At 66.3% G+C, this 17,207-nt stretch carries 15 protein-coding genes; 2 read left to right on the plus strand and 13 right to left on the minus strand.

The genetic code is table 11. The annotated features are described in order from the left end of the window. Positions 1-24 precede the first annotated feature (24 nt). The 13 genes from ACX9MO_RS17685 to ACX9MO_RS17745 form a co-directional block, all read right to left on the minus strand. Positions 25-966 carry an N-carbamoyl-D-amino-acid hydrolase gene (locus ACX9MO_RS17685; RefSeq protein WP_462212800.1) on the minus strand — a complete coding sequence of 314 codons (942 nt, stop codon included), beginning with the start codon at positions 964-966 and terminating at the stop codon, positions 25-27. Between the two features lie 150 nt (positions 967-1,116). Further along, positions 1,117-2,637 (minus strand): amidohydrolase family protein, encoded by a 1,521-nt coding sequence (locus ACX9MO_RS17690; RefSeq protein WP_462212801.1) that lies wholly within the window; start codon positions 2,635-2,637, stop codon positions 1,117-1,119. A gap of 22 nt (positions 2,638-2,659) precedes the next feature. Next, positions 2,660-3,466 (minus strand): ABC transporter permease, encoded by an 807-nt coding sequence (locus ACX9MO_RS17695; protein ID WP_462212802.1) that lies wholly within the window; start codon positions 3,464-3,466, stop codon positions 2,660-2,662. 10 nt (positions 3,467-3,476) lie between these two features. Next, positions 3,477-4,235 carry an ABC transporter ATP-binding protein gene (locus tag ACX9MO_RS17700; RefSeq protein ID WP_222489924.1) on the minus strand — a complete coding sequence of 253 codons (759 nt, stop codon included), beginning with the start codon at positions 4,233-4,235 and terminating at the stop codon, positions 3,477-3,479. A gap of 79 nt (positions 4,236-4,314) precedes the next feature. Then, the gene (locus tag ACX9MO_RS17705) at positions 4,315-5,316 is read right to left on the minus strand and encodes an ABC transporter substrate-binding protein (RefSeq protein WP_462212803.1); all 1,002 of its coding nucleotides are present in this window, start codon (positions 5,314-5,316) and stop codon (positions 4,315-4,317) included. 312 nt (positions 5,317-5,628) lie between these two features. Beyond that, positions 5,629-6,525, minus strand: a complete 897-nt coding sequence (locus tag ACX9MO_RS17710; protein ID WP_462212804.1) for a LysR substrate-binding domain-containing protein — start codon at positions 6,523-6,525, stop codon at positions 5,629-5,631. 258 nt (positions 6,526-6,783) lie between these two features. Beyond that, on the minus strand, positions 6,784-7,998 hold the full coding sequence (locus ACX9MO_RS17715) for an NADP-dependent isocitrate dehydrogenase (RefSeq protein ID WP_222489927.1): 1,215 nt from the start codon (positions 7,996-7,998) through the stop codon (positions 6,784-6,786). Positions 7,999-8,213: 215 nt separating this feature from the next. Further along, positions 8,214-9,437, minus strand: a complete 1,224-nt coding sequence (locus tag ACX9MO_RS17720; protein ID WP_462212805.1) for a multidrug effflux MFS transporter — start codon at positions 9,435-9,437, stop codon at positions 8,214-8,216. 128 nt (positions 9,438-9,565) lie between these two features. Beyond that, positions 9,566-10,213, minus strand: a complete 648-nt coding sequence (locus tag ACX9MO_RS17725; RefSeq protein ID WP_462212806.1) for a DsbA family oxidoreductase — start codon at positions 10,211-10,213, stop codon at positions 9,566-9,568. Then, complete coding sequence (locus ACX9MO_RS17730) at positions 10,206-11,744, minus strand: class I adenylate-forming enzyme family protein (RefSeq protein WP_462212807.1); 1,539 nt, start codon at positions 11,742-11,744, stop codon at positions 10,206-10,208. The genes ACX9MO_RS17725 and ACX9MO_RS17730 overlap by 8 nt, the downstream gene beginning before the upstream one ends. A 233-nt stretch (positions 11,745-11,977) precedes the next feature. Continuing rightward, positions 11,978-12,298, minus strand: coding sequence for a hypothetical protein (locus tag ACX9MO_RS17735; protein WP_222489930.1), 321 nt, complete (start codon positions 12,296-12,298; stop codon positions 11,978-11,980). A gap of 196 nt (positions 12,299-12,494) precedes the next feature. Further along, positions 12,495-12,959, minus strand: coding sequence for an arsenate reductase ArsC (locus ACX9MO_RS17740; RefSeq protein WP_462212808.1), 465 nt, complete (start codon positions 12,957-12,959; stop codon positions 12,495-12,497). Between the two features lie 70 nt (positions 12,960-13,029). Then, positions 13,030-14,862, minus strand: a complete 1,833-nt coding sequence (locus ACX9MO_RS17745; RefSeq protein ID WP_462212809.1) for an extracellular solute-binding protein — start codon at positions 14,860-14,862, stop codon at positions 13,030-13,032. 315 nt (positions 14,863-15,177) lie between these two features. On the opposite strand from ACX9MO_RS17745, the gene ACX9MO_RS17750 reads away from it, so the two are divergent. After that, complete coding sequence (locus tag ACX9MO_RS17750) at positions 15,178-15,951, plus strand: 3-hydroxybutyrate dehydrogenase (protein WP_462212810.1); 774 nt, start codon at positions 15,178-15,180, stop codon at positions 15,949-15,951. Positions 15,952-16,033: 82 nt separating this feature from the next. Next, positions 16,034-17,071 (plus strand): patatin-like phospholipase family protein, encoded by a 1,038-nt coding sequence (locus ACX9MO_RS17755; RefSeq protein WP_462212811.1) that lies wholly within the window; start codon positions 16,034-16,036, stop codon positions 17,069-17,071. Positions 17,072-17,207 lie beyond the last annotated feature (136 nt).

Below are 17,207 nucleotides of genomic sequence, written 5' to 3' on the forward strand. Positions count from 1 at the left end.
CGGGCGGCCCCTCTTGGCCGGGCCTCAGGACGAGGCCGGCCCCCACGGCTTCTCGACCCCGGTCTGGGTCGCGATCAGCCCGTAGTGTTCGATCCGACGGTGCCGGGCGAAGTCGAACATGGTCTGCTTGCCGAAGGCGGTGGCGTCGAGGTCGCAGTCATGGACGACCAGCTCGTCCGCCTCGGTCCGGGCCTCGGCCACGATCTCTCCGTCCGGGTTCACGATCAGCGTGCCGCCGATCATGTGGTGCCCGTCCTCGCGGCCCGCCTTGGCGACGGCGACCACCCACGTGGAATTCTGATAGGCCCCGGCCTGCACGGAGAGGCGATTGTGGAACTGCCGCTTCTCCGGGCCCTCGGCGGGACGCAGCCCGTTGTGCGAGGGCGTGTTGTAACCCATCAGGATCATCTCGACCCCCTTCAGCCCCATGACGCGATAGGTCTCGGGCCAGCGGCGGTCCGTGCAGATCGCCATGCCGAGACGCCCGCCCAGCATCTGCCAGACCCCGAAGCCAAGGTCGCCCGGGGTGAAATACCGTTTCTCCAGGTGCTGGAAATCGCGGGTCTCGTCATAATCCGCATGGCCGGGCAGATGCACCTTGCGATACTTGCCCGCCACCGTCCCGTCGGGGGTCACGAGGACGCTGCTGTTGTAACGCGCGCCCTCCGGCGTCAGCTCTGCATAGCCGAGGTAGAGCCCCATGCCCGCCTCCCGCGCGGCGGTGAAGAGCCGGGCCGTATCGGGGCCGGGCATCTGCGTCTCGTAGAACCGATCGAAGTCGGCCACGTCCTCGCGGTACCAGCGGGGGAAGAAGGTGGTCAGCGCCAGTTCGGGAAAGACGATCAGCCCCGCGCCCGCGGCCCGGGCCTGCGCCACGAGGTCCAGCATCCTCTCGATGACACGGACGCGGCCTTCCTCCAGCTGGATGGGGCCCAGCTGTGCCGCGGCAACGCGGATGTTTCTCATGTCCGACCTCTTGGTCTGGTGCGCTTGGGCTGGGGCCCCCGCCGACGCGATGCCGGCAGGGGCAGTCTGGCCTTGGTCGCGGCAGGAGCCGTCCCGCCTGAATGCCGACAGGAACCGTCCGGCCTCAGTGCCGGCAGGAGCCGTCCGGCCTCAGTGCCGGCAGGAGCCGTCGTGGGCGTGCCCGGCGAAGCGGTGTTCGTGGTAGGGGCAGCAGGCGATGCCGACGCAGAACTGCGAAACGTATTTCTCCAGCCCGATGGAGAAGTCACGCAGGTCCGCGTTGCGGGCGATGAGGCGTTCGTTCGCGGCCTCGGCCTTGCGGCGCAGGTCGGCGAAGTTCACGCGGGTGAGCTTGCGATCCTTCAGGACCATCTCGCCGCCGATCATGACGTGGTGCACGGCAGTGCTGTCCTCGGCATGGACCAGCTGGTTGGCGGCGTTGTTCAGCGGCACGAGGCCCACGGCGTTGAGGTCGAGGAAGACGATATCCGCCTGCTTGCCCTCGGCGATCGTGCCGATCTCGTCGCCGAAGCCGAGCGCCTTGGCCGAGCCCGCCGTGGCGGCATGGAGCACCTCCGGCGTCGACAGCCAGTCGTTCGTGTCGGGGCTCATGATCCGCGAGGCATAGGAGGCCATGCGCATCGAGATGAACATGTTCTGGTCGTCGGCGGAGCTGGACCCATCGGTGCCGATCCCAAGATTGAGGCCTGCTTTCAGTATCTTGCGAGCCGGAGCGATGCCATTGCCCAAACGCAGGTTGGAGCCCGCGTTATGCGCGACAGAGGCGCCGTGATCCGCCAGCCGCGCGATATCCTCGTCGTCCAGCCAGACGCCATGGGCGGCGGTGAACCGGTCCGACAGCAGGCCGAGCTTGTCGAGATGTGCGGTCAGTGTCATGCCGTACCGCTCCAGCCCCGTCACCACCTGCGTGCGGCTTTCGGAGAGGTGCATGTGCAGGCCCACGCCGAATTCCTCGGAGAGGTCGCGACAGCCGGTGAGGAAGTCATCGGTGCAATGCAGCGGGATCGTGGGCGCCAGGGCGATGCGGGTCTTCTCGCGGTCAAACCGCCAGTTGGTCAGCGCCGCGCGGGACATGGCCAGCAGCTGCTCCGCCGGGGCAAGGCGGATCGCCTCGAACCGGGGGCGGTGCTCCTCGGGCATGGCGGCCAGCAGGCTGGGGATCGCCTGGTAAAGCGACATGTCGGCCATCATCGGCGCGATGACAGAGCGCAGGCCGACGGATTCGTAGCCCTCGGCCACGGCGTTCAGCCCCTCGGTGGTGGAGGCCGGGAACTCGAAGTAGAGGTCATAGGCGGCGGTGCAGCCCTTCATCAGCATCTCGGCCGCGTTCAGTTGGGCCGAGAGGGTCATGTCCTCGAAATCGCGGCCCGTGTTCAGCCACGGCCCGGCGTGAAGCAGGTGCTCCAGCGTCCAGCGGTCGCCCATCCCCTTGCCGAGCGAGCCATGCCCGTGGCTGTGGGCGTTGATCATGCCGGGCATCAGCAGGTGATCGCTGGCATCCACCAACTCGGCGGCCTCGGGGGCCTCCATGCCGGGGGCGCCGATCTCGGCGATGCGGGTGCCTTTCAGCAGGATGTCGCGGGGCGCGTGGGTGCCGGTGGCGGGGTCCAGCAGCAGCCCGCCGCGAAGGATTTTGTAGGTCTCGGCCATGGTGGCCTCCTTGATTGAACGGTCAGTCGGCCTGTTGCTGCGACGACCAGGGGAAGAGCAGTTTCTCGGCCACGGCGACGATCTGGAACAGCACGATCCCCATCAGTGACAGCACCAGCATCGCCCCGAAGGCCAACGGCATGCGGAAGAAGGCGGTGGAGGTCTGGATCAGGTAGCCGAGCCCCCGGTCCGAGGTGACGAATTCGCCTACCACGGCCCCCACCACGGCCAGAGCCACGGCGGTCTTGAGCCCCGAGAAGATGAAGGGGATCGCATAGGGCATGCGGATCTGCACCATCTGTTGCAACCGCGTGGCACGGTAGGAGCGGCCCAGTTCGATCAGGTCGCCGGGGACCGACAGCAGGCCGGTGGTGATCGCCACGACCAGCGGGAAGAAGGCCACGAGGAAGGTGATGATGATCCGTGGCAGCTCGTTCGCGCCAAGGGCGATGACGAGGATCGGCGCAAGCGCGACCTTGGGGATCGACTGGGTCAGGATCAGCAGCGGATAGACCGCGTTGGCCACGATCCGGGACGAGGTCAGCGCGAAGGCCAGCGGCAGGCTGATCAGGATCGACAGGCCATAGCCCAGGACGACCGTGCGCAGCGTGGCAAGCGTGTGGCCCCAGACAAGGCCCGCCTGCTCGGTGGTGGCGACCCAGATCGCCGAGGGCGCGGGCAGCAGGAATTCGGGGATCGCGAAGACCTTCACGCAGATTTCCCAGAGCAGCAGCACGAGGAGGAAGGTGATCACGGGCAGCAGCGTGCCCTGGCTGCGCATCCAGAAGCGGCGCAGCGGCGAGGGGGTGCGGGGGGCGATGTGGCTCATGTCCTGTCCCTCATTTACCGGTGATGAGATGGCGGATTTCATCCACCTTCTCCTGGAACCGCGCGTCCTTCTGCACGGCAAAGCTGCGCGGGCGCGGCAGCGGGATGTCGAGGATCTGCTTCACCTCGCCGGGGCGCGGCGACATGACCACGACCCGGTCCGAGAGCAGCACCGCCTCGGCGATCGAATGGGTGACGAAGACGATGGTCTTGGGCTGTTCGCGCCAGATGCGCAGCAGTTCGATCGACATGTCCTCGCGGGTCAGCGCGTCGAGCGCACCGAAGGGTTCGTCCATCAGCAGGATGTCGGGATCATGCATCAGGGCGCGGCAGATGCCCGCCCGCTGCTGCATCCCGCCCGAGAGCTCGGCGGGGTACTTGTTCTCGAACCCGTCGAGCCCGGCGAGGGCCAGCAGCTCGCGCGCCTTGTCCTTCGACTTGGCATCCAGCGTGCCCATGATCTTGAGCGGGAAGAGGACGTTCTCGAGGATCGTCTTCCACTCGAGCAGCGTGGCCTTCTGGAACACGAAGCCGGTCTTGACCTGCGGGCCCTTCACCTCGGTCCCGTCGATCAGGATGCGCCCGGCGTTCAGGGGCAGCAGCCCGCCGATCAGGCGCAGGAGGGTGGACTTGCCGCAGCCGGAGGGGCCGACGAGCGAGATGAATTCGTTCTCGCCGATGTCGAGGGAGACATCGGAGAGCGCAACGACCTCCTCTCCGTCGCGGGAGGAGAAGACCTTGGTGGCCTTGTCGATGGTGATGGCGGTCATGCGCGGTCTTTCCTTAAAGGCCCCCGGCGCGCGCTGCGCCGGGGGAAGTGCCGTCCAACGGGGAGAGAAGGAGGACGGATCAGGGGAGATAGCTTTCGTCGATGGCGGCCATCGGGTCGGCTTCGGGATCGAGGTCCTGCGCCTTGGCGACCTGCTCGTAGGTGAAGGCGAGGCGTTCGGGATCGAAGTGGCCGAGGCCGAATTCCGCCTGGCTGTCGTTGAAGACGAAGCCCATCATCGCGGTGATCGAGCCGATGCAATCGTCGAGCGCCACTTCCGGCACCTGTTCGACGTGCAGTTCACAGGCCTCTTCCTGATGCTCGTTCGCCCATTCGAAGGACTTCTGAAGCCCGGCGAGGAAGGATTTGGCCAGCTCGGGCTTGGTCTCCAGCGTCTCCTCCGAGGCGATCACCGTGGTGGCGTAGATGGCAAAGCCGGTCTCGACGAAGGGCAGCACGTTGATCTTCTCGCCCTGCTGCGCGGCGGCCTTGTTCTGGTAGTACTCGTGGATCGAGTAGAAGGGCGCGGCATCGACGCGCTTGGCGATCAGCAGCGCGGCCATGGCCGAGGCATCGGCGGTCACCCAGTTGATCGTGCTGTCGTTGATCCCGGCGGCCTCGGCCACGGCGGGGAAGTAGAGGCGGTGGCTGTTGCCGGCCGAGACGGCGATCGACTTGCCTTCAAGGTCATCGAAGCTGTCGATCCCGCTGCTTTCCAGCACGAAGAGCGAGTGCGGCGAGTGGGTGTAGACCGAGGAGATGCCCTTGATCGGCGCATCAGTGTTGGCGCGCGCGGTGAAGAGCGCCGAGATGTCCGCGAGGCCGAAGTCACCCACGCCGGCCGCGATCTTGGCGGCGGTGTCGGCCGAGCCGTAGCCGCGGGTGATCGAGACGTCGAGGCCTTCTTCCTCGAAGAAGCCCTTGGCCTTGCCGGCGTAGTAGGCGGCCATTTCGCCGGAGGGGATCCAGTCGAGCAGGAAGGAGACCTTGGTCAGGTCCTGCGCCTGTGCGGGCAGTGCGGCGGTGACGAGCGTCGCGGCGGCAAGGGCCGTCGAGCGGAGTTTGCGGGCGATGAGGGTCATAAGACCTCCTGTTGAAAGCGTTTTTCGTTTTGGAGGCCCGGAAGGGCGCGGGCCGTGTCGTCAGAAGCCGACAGCCCCGGCGTGTTTGCGAATTATTAGGACGCGAAGCGGAATAACTCCGGCTTATATCGCCCCTCGTCCGTCCGGGCCGACGGTCGCGGCCGCAGAGGGTAACCGACTGAAAAGGCGATAGATTTAATTGTACGTCGTACAAGGTTCGGGCCGGGGCGCATCGCCGGGCCGCAAGGTGCCGATCTTGCGTGAATAATCCCGCTGATCGTTTCTTGAGCGTCCCGCGCGATTCCAATGCCCTCAGCGAAGGTCGAGGGCGTCGATCCGGGGCATCAGGTATTTGTCGAGGAAGGTCTGGCAGCTGCGCGACAGCGGGCGTTGCCGGGGGTGCGACAGCACGATGGAGGTGCTCACGTCGCGGGCGAAGGGTACGGCCACCACGTTGGGGAAGCTCCCACCGCGCAGGGTGAGCGTGTCGCTGAAGCTGATACCGGTGCCCGCCTCGACCATGGCGCAACCGGTGGCGCAGAAGCGGATCGCCATGCTGATCTTCTGGTAGACGCCTTCCTCGCGGAAGGCCTGATCCACGATCAGCCCGATGGGCAGCGACCGCGGGTAGGAGATCAGGTATTCCCCGGCGAGGTCCGCGGGCGCGATATGATCGCGGGAGGCCAGCCGGTGCCCGCGCGGCAGGATGCAGTGGACGGGCAGGCGGCGCAACTCGCGCTGCGTCAGGCCGGGATGATCGAGGAAGGTGTTCGTCAGCCCGAAGTCCGACCGCTGCGCCAGCAGGTAATCGGTAATCTGCTCATTCGCCAGCGTGTCGAAGGCCACGGTGATGCCCGGCAGGTCCGATGCAAAGCCCGCAAGCGCCTGCGCCACGATGGTCTGGCCGAGGCTGGGGCTGGCGAGGAAGTCGATCTGGCCCGCGCTCTGGTCGCGCAGGTTGTCGGCCAGGGCCTGGATCGCCTCGAACTGGTGAAAGAGCGCGGCGGTTTCCTGGTAGAGGATATTCGCCTCGCGCGTGGGGCGCAGCCGCCCGCCGGTCCGCAGGAAAAGCGCCATGCCCAGCTGGTCCTCCAGCTGGCGGACCATGTTCGAGACGGCAGGCTGCGAGACCAGCAGCATCTCCGCCGCGTTCTTGGTGGAGCCGCCCTGGATCACGGCGCGAAAGACTTCGAGTTGGCGGAGGTTCATCTGGGCACGGCTGTCCGGGTTGCTGACCTCCGTGCTAGGGCGCGCGGGCGCTTCGGTATACCGAAACCATGCGCACCGGCGGTGGCTCCCTGACCTGCGCCCGGAAATTACGCAATCTCAATCCCTTCTGCCGCAATAGCGATGTGCGGCGGAAACCCGGCACCGCGCTGGACATGCAAAAGGCGGACCCGCGGGCCCGCCTTTCTTGATCAGCTTTGCTTGACGTCCGGCACGCTTTGGCCGGACGTCTGCCCGGTTTCAGCCGTGCAGCGCCTTGTTCAGGTTCTCGTCGACCTTCTCGAGGAAGCCCATGGTGGTCAGCCACTTCTGATCCGGCCCCACCAGCAGGGCGAGGTCCTTGGTCATGAAGCCGTCCTCGACGGTTTGGACCACGGTCTTTTCCAGCGTGGTGGCAAAGGCCATCAGGGCGGTGTTCTCGTCCAGCTTGGCGCGGTGCTTGAGGCCGCCGGTCCAGGCGTAGATCGAGGCGATCGAGTTGGTCGAGGTCTGCTTGCCCGCCTGATGCTGGCGGTAGTGGCGCGTCACGGTGCCGTGTGCGGCCTCGGCCTCGACGATCTTGCCATCGGGGGTCATCAGCTGCGAGGTCATCAGGCCGAGCGAGCCGAAGCCCTGCGCCACGGTGTCCGACTGCACGTCGCCGTCGTAGTTCTTCAGCGCCCAGACGAACTTGCCGTTCCATTTCAGCGCACAGGCGACCATGTCGTCGATCAGCCGGTGTTCGTACCAGATCTTCGCGGCCTTGAACTTCTCTTCGAACTCTTCCTCGTAGACCTGCTGGAACAGGTCCTTGAAGCGGCCGTCATAGGCCTTGAGGATCGTGTTCTTGGTCGAGAGGTAGACCGGCCAGCCGAGGTTGAGGCCGTAGTTGAACGAGGCCCGCGCGAAGTCGATGATCGACTGGTCGAGGTTGTACATGCCCATGTAGACCCCGGCAGAGGGTGCGTCATAGACGACCTTCTCGATCTCGGTGCCGTCCTCGCCGACGAATTTCATGGTCAGCTGCCCCTTGCCGGGGAAGGTGAAATCGGTGGCCTTGTACTGGTCGCCGAAGGCATGGCGGCCCACCACGATGGGCGAGGTCCAGCCGGGCACGAGGCGCGGCACGTTGCGGCAGATGATCGGCTGACGGAAGACCACGCCGCCGAGGATGTTGCGGATCGTCCCGTTGGGCGAACGCCACATCTTCTTGAGGCCGAATTCCTCGACCCGGGCCTCGTCGGGGGTGATCGTGGCGCATTTCACGCCGACGCCGACCTCCTTGATCTTGTTGGCCGCGTCGATGGTGATCTGGTCCTCGGTGCGGTCGCGCTCCTCGATGCCCAGATCGTAGTACAGCAGGTCCACGTCCAGATAGGGAAGGATCAGCTTTTTCTTGATGAAATCCCAGATGATGCGGGTCATTTCGTCGCCGTCCAGCTCGACGACGGGGTTCTCTACCTTGATCTTGCTCATGGAGCAGCGCCTCTCGGTTTGGGTGAGTCCGTCTGCGTGCTGCATAGCGGAAAGCCCCCGGTGGCGAAAGATGGTATGCAACGGTATACGATAAAAAGTGAGGTCAACTTTTCGCGTCGTTTGCCTGTGGCGGAGGCCGGACAGGAAACCGCCGCCCGGAGGCGGCGGTTCGTGATCATGTACATTGCGCGTGGTCCCGGCGGTTGCCGTGACGCTTACCCCTGTGCCCGGGCGGCGTCGGCATCCTTGACCCGTTCAAGGGTCCGCACCTTGCGCATCACCAGCACCGCGAGAATGCAGAGCACCCAGCAGGCCGCCACGAGCGCCAGCGGCGTGCCGTCGTAGAACTGGGCCACCACCGTCGCGATGATCCCGCCGAGGATGGTGGAAATCGCGCTCATCACGCTGGCTGCCAGCCCGGCGATGTGGCCAAGGGGCTCCATCGCGAGGGCGTTCAGGTTGCCGAAGACAAGGCCCATCTGGAAGTAGATCAGCGTCTGCCACGCGAGGTAGAACCAGAAATGCGCCGTGCCTGCGCCGCCCGCCAGTTCGATCGCCAGCATCACGGTGGTGGCCGTGAGCGCGATGTACTGGGTGACCGAGATGATCTTGCGCATCCCCAGCTTCATCACCAGCGCCGCGTTCACCATCGAGGAGGTGGAGCAGAAGATGCCGATGCCGAAGAAGAACCAGGGGAAGCTCTCGGCCCGGTCGAAGGTCTGGTCGAAGATGGGCTGGATCATGCTGATCGAGGAGAACATCATCGCGAAGGTCAGCACCTGGGCCGTCACGCTGAGCCGGACCATCGGGATGCCGGTCATTTCCACTGCGGCGGCCTTGAGCGCCGTGAAGGAGAAGCGGCGGCGACGCGCTTCGGGCAGGGTCTCGGGCAGGCGCAGCATGAGCCAGGCCGAGGAGACCAGTGCGAAGAGCACGAAGGCGAGGAAGATGCCGCGCCAGCCGGTCAGGGCGATGATGCCCGAGCCAACGAGGGGCGAGAGCGCGGGCACCACCGTGAAAACCATCATCACGAAGGACAGCAGCCGCGCCATGTCGCGGCCCGAGTAGAGATCGCGCAGCACGGCCAGAGAGACGACGCGCGGGCCGGATGCGCCGAGCCCCTGCAGGAAACGGCCGAGGATCAGCATCTCCAGCGTCGGTGCCTGCCAGGCCACGAAGGCCCCGGCGATATAGATGGCGGTACAGCCGACGATCACCGGCTTGCGTCCGAACATGTCCGAGATCGGGCCGGTGAAGAGCGTGCCGGCCCCCATGCCGATGATGAAGGCCGAGAGGATCAGCTGGGCGTTGGCGATATTGTCTGGCGAGAGCTCCTGCGCGATCTCGGGCATCGCGGGGAGCATGGAGTCGATCGAGAAGGCGACCGTCGCGACGAGCATCGCGAGCAGCGCGACCAGTTCGACGCGGGAAAGTTTCATATCGGGCATGGGGGCGCGGCCTTGAGGGGCAGGTCGGAGCGTGTCCGACGGAAAGACGATCCGCGCCGGGAGACCGGCGCGGGCGGCGTGTGGGGCGGCCGTGGGGGCGGCCGGGCGGGGCTGAAGGATCAGCCCTCGGGTTGGGCGGCCTCGGCCAGCAGTTCGTCGATGACCTTGACCCAGAGCTCGGCCGGCTGGGCACCGGGCACGGCGTGACGCTGACCGACGATGAAGGTCGGCACAGAGGAGACGCCCATCTCGCGCGAATGGGCATCGCGGGAGGAGATCATCTCGACGTCGGCGTCGCTTTCCAGCAGCTTCAGCACGACGGAGGCGTCCATGCCCGCATGATCGGCGATATCCGCCAGCACCTCGGTCGCCCCGATGTCGCGGCCTTCCGCGAAATAGGCCCGGTACAGCGCGAGGACGACGGGCGTCTGGACGCCTTCCAGCCCGGCCCAGTGGATCAGCCGGTGGGCGTTCAGCGTGTTCGGCACCTTGGTCATCGCCACGGTGTCGAGCGGGATGTTGTTCTCGGCCGCATAGGCGTTCAGCCGGGCATCGGCGGACACCAGCGCCTCCTCACCGCCGAACTTGGCGGAGAGGTAGGGGGCGCGCGGCGCACCCTCGGCGGGCATGGCCGCGTTCAGCTGGAACGGATGCCATTCGATCGTGAACGGGTGGTCCGGGCGGTCCGAGAGTGCACGGAAAAGCTGCGTGGCGCCAAAGTAGCACCAGGGGCAGATCGGATCGGAGAGGATGTCGAGTTTAACCATTCGGTCCCTTGTTTGCCTTGTCCCAGAGCGGTGCCAGCGCCCGGCGCTGGAGCTTGCCGTTGGGGTTGCGGGGCAGGGTGTCGATCCGCAGGAAGGCGCGGGGCTGCTTGTAGCGCGCCAGCCTTGCGGCAGCGGCGGCCAGCAGCGCGGCCTCGTCCAGCGGCGCGGCGGAGGTGTAGAAGGCCACGATCAGTCGGGCATCCTGTTTCACCTCCACATCGGTCACCCCGATTTCGGTGATGCCGGGCAGATCGGCCAGCGCGTGTTCCACCTCGAGCGGGGAGACGCGGTAGCCACCGGCGTTCATCATGTCGTCGTTCCGGCCCAGATAGGTCACCTGACCGCTCTCGTCCATGGTGCCCATGTCGCCGGTCAGGAACCAGTCGCCCCGGAACCGCGCGGCGGTCTCCTCCTCCGCGCCGCGATAGCCGAGCATGAGGCCGGGATCGCGCCGGTCGATGGCGATGACTCCGGGCTGGCCGGTCTCCACAGGCGTGCCGTCCTCGTCCACGATGGCGACGCGGCGGCCCGGCTGCGGCGCACCCAATGCGCCTTCGGCTGCGGGGCGCGCGGGGCTGCCGGAGAGGAAGGTGGAACATTCGGACATGCCGAAGGCCTCGTAGACCTCCGTGCCCGTCGCCTTGCGCCAGTCCTCGTGGATGGCCGCGCCCATCTTCTCGCCGGCCGAGAGGCCGTGGCGCAGCTTCGGCAGCACGAGGGGGGCGCCCTTGCCGAGGATCTTGCGGTAAACCCCCGGGGCCGCAGCGAAAATGCTGGCCTCGTGGCGTTTCATCAGAAGCGGAAGCGCCTCGGGTCCGATGCCCTCGGCCGGGATCAGCGCGGTGGCGCCGACGGACCACGGATCCATCAGCCCGGTGCCGAGCGTATAGGTCCAGTTGAAGGCGCCCGCATGCATCAGCCGGTCCTCCGACGTCAGCCCGTACCAGCCCTCGTGCATCATGCGCCGGGCCCAGATGGCGCGGTGCGCATGGCAGACGGCGCGGGGATTGCCCGAGGTGCCGGAGGTATAGACGATATAGGCCAGCCGTTCGGGATCGCCCATGGCGTAAGCGGCGGGGGGCAGGTCCCGCATCGCCTCCAGCAGCGGCTGGTCGATCACCGTGACGCCGGGCAGGTCGGGGCAGGCAATGCCCGTGCCCTGCAGCACTGCGGCGGGTTGCAGGCCCTCGGCCATCTTCCCCACTTCGCTCGCGGTCAGCTGCGAGGAGGTGGGCACCGGCACGAGGTCCACGGCGATGCAGGCCAGGTAGGCGATGGGAAACTCGACCGTGTTGCCAAGCCGCATGAGCACCCGGTCCCCGGCGGAGAGCCCCTGTTGCAGCAGGCCGGTGGCGGTGCCGCGCACGGCTGCCTCCAGCTTGCCATAGCTCCAGCGCTCCGCGCGCGACAGGCCCAGCACCGCGAGCGCGACCTTGTCGGGCTGCGCGGGGGCATGGGCCAGCACGTGGGCGGCCATGTTGAAGGGGCTCGGGCAGGGCGGCGGTGGCCCCTGATCGAAAAGCGACGACATGTCAGTTTGCTAGTCGGCGCGGGGCCTCTTGGCAAGTTCCATGCTGTGCGCAGGTATCCGAGACGGGGCTGCGTTTGTGCAGGGGTTGGCCGGGGTGACCCGAGACGGCGGCCCTTCCGAACGGTCCCGATGCCGGAGCCGCGCGTCGATCCCGGCCCCGGCGCGGCGGCGTGCAGTGGCTGCCCGTCTCACCCGTGGTTCACGCCGCACGCGCCTTCACGCCTGGGCCACATTCATGACGCGGTCCCGAAGGCCTCGTCCTCGTCATAGACATCCTCGCCCGGCGCCACGAAGCGGCCCGAGACGCTGATGTTCGCGTTGTCCAGCTGCTCGTCCATCCGGATGTCCGCGGGCATCGTGCCGCTTTGCCATTCGGCGATTTCCTCCAGCAGCAGGTCCGGCGACTTGCCGGTCACGTCTGAGAGGTAGCGGGCCAGACCGGCGCGGGTGCCATCCAGCGCCAGCAGGTCGCTCTCCCGGGCTTCGGGCCATTCCTGAAGGGCGGCCTCGACGAAAATCTCCCAGTGCTCCTGAATGTCCTTGTTCCAGCGCATGTCGTTCTTCCTTTCGTTGCGGGCCTTCCATCTCAGGCCTGTCGATGGGGGAGAAACGCGCGGGCAAGGCAGCTGTTCCTTCACGACTGCGGGACGACGGCCGGAGGGGCCGCCGTGGCGATGCGCAAGCCTGTCCCGGTCCGTGGCCGCGGATCAAGGAATGACGGATCAAGGAATGACGGGGCGACCGCTCGGCTCAGCCCTGCTTGGCGATCCGGTTGAGCGTCGCCTTGAGTTCGCCCGCGTCCATGATCTCGATCCCGTGCTTCAGCAGCGCCGAGGCGCGCCTGTCAAGCGTTGCATAGGCCGCGGCATAAGCGGCGTCGTCGCCGGTGGCGGGGTCGGGGAGGCCCCAGTGCGCGCGCACCGGCGCCCCGGGCCAGACCGGGCAGGTCTCTCCGGCGGTCTCTGCGCAGAGGGTGATGACAAGGTCCATCTCCGGCGCATCGTCGCCCGCGAATTCATCCCAGCTCTTGGAGCGCAGGTCGCGGGTGTCGATGTCGTTCTCGGCCAGCAGGGCAAGCGCCTGTGGCTCGATCTCGCCGGTCGGATGGGAGCCGGCGGAATAGGCGGTGACGCGCCCCGAGGCGCGGTCGTTCAGGATGGCTTCCAGCAGGATGGACCGTGCGGAATTGCCGCTGCAGAGGACAAGGATGTTCATGGCGTGGGCCGTAAAGCGAAAGTGTCACAGGTACGTGACGCTATACTCCCGCCCTACGATCCCGCACAGATCATTTCTGATCCGACCACCAGACTTCCGGCATGAAGTAGAAACTGTCGCCGTAGATCGGCAGGCTGTCCGGGTGATGCAGGTGTGCGCTGTGCGCGATGCGACCCACGTCGAAGGCAAAGATCGGGATCGCGTAGCGCCCCGTGGTCAGCAGCCGGTCCAGCGCCCGGGTGGCAGCGACGAAATCCTCGTGGCTGCGGGCGTTCAGCATCTCCTCGATCATCGCGTCCACGGCGGGAGAGGCGATGCCGATCAGGTTGCGCGAGCCGGTCTGTCCGGCCGCCTCCGACCCCCAGTAGAGCCGCTGCTCGTTCCCGGGCGAGAGCGAGAGCTGGCGGCGCATGTAGGTCATGTCGTAGTCGAAATCGTTGATCCGTAGGTTGTACTGCGCACTGTCCACCGTGGTGACCTGTGGCTGGATGCCGAGGCGCTGGAGCGCGGGGACGTAGATGTCGATGATCGACTGGTTCTCGGTGGCGCCCTGGGTCAGCAGGATCTCGAAGCGGAAGGGCTGGCCGGCCTCGTTCTTCAGCACGCCGTCCTGCACCGACCACCCGGCCTCCTGCAGCAGGGCCATGGCCGCGCCGAGGTTCTTGCGGTTGCGGGCCGTGCCGTCGCCCTGCGGCAGCGCGTAGCCGGTGATCGCCTCGCGCGGGATCTCGTTTTCGAACCGCGACAGCAGTTCCAGCACGCGGCCCTGCGCCGGGCCCTCCTGCATCCCCAGTTCGGAGCGCGAGAAATAGGAGGTGATCCGGGGTTGGCGCCCGCCGGTCAGCGTGTCGTTGATGAATTCGAAGTTGAAGGCATGGAGCAGCGCATCGCGCACCCGGATGTCATCGAAGGGCGCCCGGCGGATGTTCATGACGAAACCGGTCATGCCGGTGGGCTTCTCGTCGGGGATCTCGGTCTTCACGATATCGCCGGACTGCACGGCGGGGAAATCGTAGTCCCGCGCCCATTTCTCGGCGTTGAATTCGCGGATGAAGGAGATCTCGCCGGCCTTGAAGGCCTCGAAGAGCACCGACTGGTCACCGAAATGCTCGATCCGGATCTCGTCGAAGTTCGCGGTGCCCTGTCGGACGGGCAGGTCGTTGCCCCAGTAGTCGGGGTTCCGCTTGAGCGAGACGTAGCGCCCCGCCTCGAAGCTGTCGATCACGTAGGGGGCCGAGCCGATGGGGATCTCGGTCAGGCCGGACTGGGTGAAGTCCTTGTCCTTCCACTGGTCCTTCTTGAGGATCGGCCGCAACCCGGCCAGCAGCGCCAGCTCCCGGTCGGGGCGGTTGAAGGTGATGCGCACGCGCCGCTCACCGGTCTGCTCGATCCGCGCGATGGCCTGCCAGAGCCCGAGGTAGCGGGCGTTTCCTTCGGTCCCCAGCGTCTCGTAGGACCAGATCACGTCGTCCACGGTGACCGGACTGCCGTCCGAGAACTCGGCCTCCGGGCGCAGGGTGAATTCGACCCATTGCCGGTCCGGCGAGGTCTCCACCGATTCGGCCAGAAGGCCGTAGAGCGTGAAGGGTTCGTCCTGCGAGCGGTACATCAACGATTCGTGGGTCAGGAATCGCAGCTGCCAGGGGGGAGTGCCTTTCACGATGAACGGATTGAGGCTGTCGAAACCGCCGGTATTGCCCGTCACCAGGCGCCCGCCCTTGGGGGCGTCGGGATTCACGTAGGGTAAGGACACAAAATCCGGGGGCAGGGCCGGCTCCCCATACATAGCTATGGCGTGCGAGGGCTCCGCGGCGGCCGATTCCCCTTGTCCTGTTGGACCAAGAGCGACTGCCAGTACCCCGGAAACAATGAAGAAAAATGACCGGAATCCTGCAACAATCATGCCTGCCCCTTGTTTTGTTGGCGGCCAAACTAGAGGCGGAATGCAGCCAACACAAACTTTACTCTTGGATGCAGGCGATTGATTGCTTATAACAAACTCACTGCTCGATAGGTTTCTTGCCTGTATGAAACCTGCCTCAATAACTTAACGCCGGCCTCGTGCCGGCGTTTTTTTCTTGGGGCTTCCGCTTGTCGAGCGACATCCTCCAACCCCTCCCGGTGGCTCGCGAATCCCTCTCGCAGACGTGTCCGTATCGCCTCGCTTTTCGCAGGTGCAGCACTATGATCTGCCGGGACACATGCAGGAGGACGTAAGATGTCTCTTAAAGGTAAGACCGCCATCATCACCGGGTCCAACTCGGGTATCGGGCTTGGCGTTGCGCGCGAGCTGGCCAAGGCCGGGGCGGACGTGGTGCTGAACTCCTTCACCGATTCCGACGAGGATCACAAGCTGGCCGCGGACCTTGCGGCTGAATTCGGCGTGACCGCCCGTTATATCAAGGCCGACATGTCCAAGGCCGAGGAGTGCCGCGCGCTTGTGGAGCAGGCGGGGGCCTGTGACATCCTCGTGAACAACGCCGGCATCCAGCATGTCTCGGCGATCGAGGATTTCCCGGTCGAGAAGTGGGACGCGATCATCGCGATCAACCTGTCCTCCGCCTTCCACACCACCGCGGCCGCGCTGCCAATGATGCGCAAGGCGGGCTGGGGCCGGGTGGTGAACATCGCTTCCGCCCACGGTCTGACCGCCTCGCCCTACAAGTCCGCCTACGTGGCGGCCAAGCATGGCATCGTCGGCTTCACCAAGGTGACCGCGCTGGAGACGGCCGAGGACCCGATCACCGCCAACGCAATCTGCCCAGGTTACGTGCACACCCCGCTGGTGGAGGCGCAGATCCCCGACACCATGAAGAAATACGACATGGACCGCGAGACGGTGATCCGCGAGGTGATCCTCGACCGGCAGCCCTCCAAGGAATTCGCGACCGTCGAACAGCTCGGCGGGACGGCGGTCTTCCTCTGCTCCTCGGCGGCGGACCAGATCACCGGCACCACGATCAGCGTGGACGGCGGCTGGACCGCGCTCTGAGCCGACGCGACCCTTCGGTCGTCGCAGGCGGGCCGGTGTCGCGGCCCGCCGCAGTCTCTCCATCCGCGACGGGAGTACGGCCATGATCCGCATCAATCTCGCCCTGCAGGGCGGTGGCGCCCACGGGGCCTATACCTGGGGCGTGCTCGACCGTCTGCTTGAGGAGGAGGAGATCGAGATCGCCGGGATCTCGGGCGCCTCGGCCGGCGCGCTGAACGGCGCCGCCCTGAAGGCGGGTTATGCCGAGGGCGGGCGCGAGGGCGCACGGGAGGCGCTCGACCGGCTCTGGTCCCGGATGGGCGCGCTCACCGACCTGCGGCTGCCCGCATGGATGGCGGGCGTCATGCCCATGGCAAGCCCGGGGCATATCGCCGAGGCGGTGGAATACTCACTGGCCTGGTCGATTGCCGACGCGGTCAGCCACGCGACCTCGCCCTATATCTACGGGCCGTTCTACCGGAACCCGCTGCAGGCCGTGGTGGCGGCGCTGGACTACGAGAAGGTCTGCGGCCTCTCCGGGCCCGAGCTGCACATCTGCGCCACCAATGTCCGCACCGGCAAGATCCGGGTCTTCACCGGGGCCGAAATCGGGACGGATCAGATCCTCGCCTCCGCCTGCCTGCCGAACCTGTTCCAGGCGGTGGAGTTCGAGGATCCGAAGACCGGCAAGGTCGAGGCCTTCTGGGATGGCGGCTATACCGGCAACCCGGCGCTGTTTCCCCTGTTTGGCCGGCATCTGCCCGATGACATCGTGATCGTCTCGCTGAACCCGATGGTGCGGGACCACGTGCCCGTCTCGCCGCAGCAGATCCAGAACCGGGTGAACGAGATCAGCTTCAATTCCTCGCTGCTGCGCGAGTTGCGGGCGATTTCCTTCGTGCAGCGGCTGCTGGCGAGTGAGACGCTGGAGCGCGGGATGATGAAGGATGTGAACGTGCACCTGATCTCGGATGACGCGCTGATGTCCGAGCTCTCGGTGGCGACGAAGCTGGTGCCGAACCCCTTCATCCTCGGACGGCTGAAGGAGGCCGGACGCGCCTCGGCGGAGGGCTTCCTGGACGCGCATCGTGCGAAGCTGGGGCGGGAGAGCAGCGTCGACCTGGTGGAAATGTTCGGCTGAGGGTGGGCCGGTTGCGGCGGTTCAGGGTGCCTGAGCCGGGTTTGATGACGGGTTGATGGGGGCTGCTCGGGCGCAGTGCAGTCCCGACAAGTTGGTGCCTTGCCGACAAGTGAGTGCCGTCCCCATAAGGCAGACG

The organism is Pseudooceanicola profundus (genome assembly GCF_054919315.1).

Bases quoted from the DNA above. Each gene is read 5' to 3' on its own strand.
- ACX9MO_RS17695 (WP_462212802.1), bottom strand. From the start codon at position 3,466: ATGAGCCACATCGCCCCCCGCACCCCCTCGCCGCTGCGCCGCTTCTGG.
- ACX9MO_RS17700 (WP_222489924.1), bottom strand. From the start codon at position 4,235: ATGACCGCCATCACCATCGACAAGGCCACCAAGGTCTTCTCCTCCCGC.
- ACX9MO_RS17755 (WP_462212811.1), top strand. From the start codon at position 16,034: ATGATCCGCATCAATCTCGCCCTGCAGGGCGGTGGCGCCCACGGGGCC.
- ACX9MO_RS17715 (WP_222489927.1), bottom strand. From the start codon at position 7,998: ATGAGCAAGATCAAGGTAGAGAACCCCGTCGTCGAGCTGGACGGCGAC.
- ACX9MO_RS17710 (WP_462212804.1), bottom strand. From the start codon at position 6,525: ATGAACCTCCGCCAACTCGAAGTCTTTCGCGCCGTGATCCAGGGCGGC.
- ACX9MO_RS17750 (WP_462212810.1), top strand. From the start codon at position 15,178: ATGTCTCTTAAAGGTAAGACCGCCATCATCACCGGGTCCAACTCGGGT.
- ACX9MO_RS17745 (WP_462212809.1), bottom strand. From the start codon at position 14,862: ATGATTGTTGCAGGATTCCGGTCATTTTTCTTCATTGTTTCCGGGGTA.
- ACX9MO_RS17690 (WP_462212801.1), bottom strand. From the start codon at position 2,637: ATGGCCGAGACCTACAAAATCCTTCGCGGCGGGCTGCTGCTGGACCCC.
- ACX9MO_RS17740 (WP_462212808.1), bottom strand. From the start codon at position 12,959: ATGAACATCCTTGTCCTCTGCAGCGGCAATTCCGCACGGTCCATCCTG.
- ACX9MO_RS17705 (WP_462212803.1), bottom strand. From the start codon at position 5,316: ATGACCCTCATCGCCCGCAAACTCCGCTCGACGGCCCTTGCCGCCGCG.
- ACX9MO_RS17735 (WP_222489930.1), bottom strand. From the start codon at position 12,298: ATGCGCTGGAACAAGGACATTCAGGAGCACTGGGAGATTTTCGTCGAG.
- ACX9MO_RS17685 (WP_462212800.1), bottom strand. From the start codon at position 966: ATGAGAAACATCCGCGTTGCCGCGGCACAGCTGGGCCCCATCCAGCTG.
- ACX9MO_RS17730 (WP_462212807.1), bottom strand. From the start codon at position 11,744: ATGTCGTCGCTTTTCGATCAGGGGCCACCGCCGCCCTGCCCGAGCCCC.
- ACX9MO_RS17725 (WP_462212806.1), bottom strand. From the start codon at position 10,213: ATGGTTAAACTCGACATCCTCTCCGATCCGATCTGCCCCTGGTGCTAC.
- ACX9MO_RS17720 (WP_462212805.1), bottom strand. From the start codon at position 9,437: ATGAAACTTTCCCGCGTCGAACTGGTCGCGCTGCTCGCGATGCTCGTC.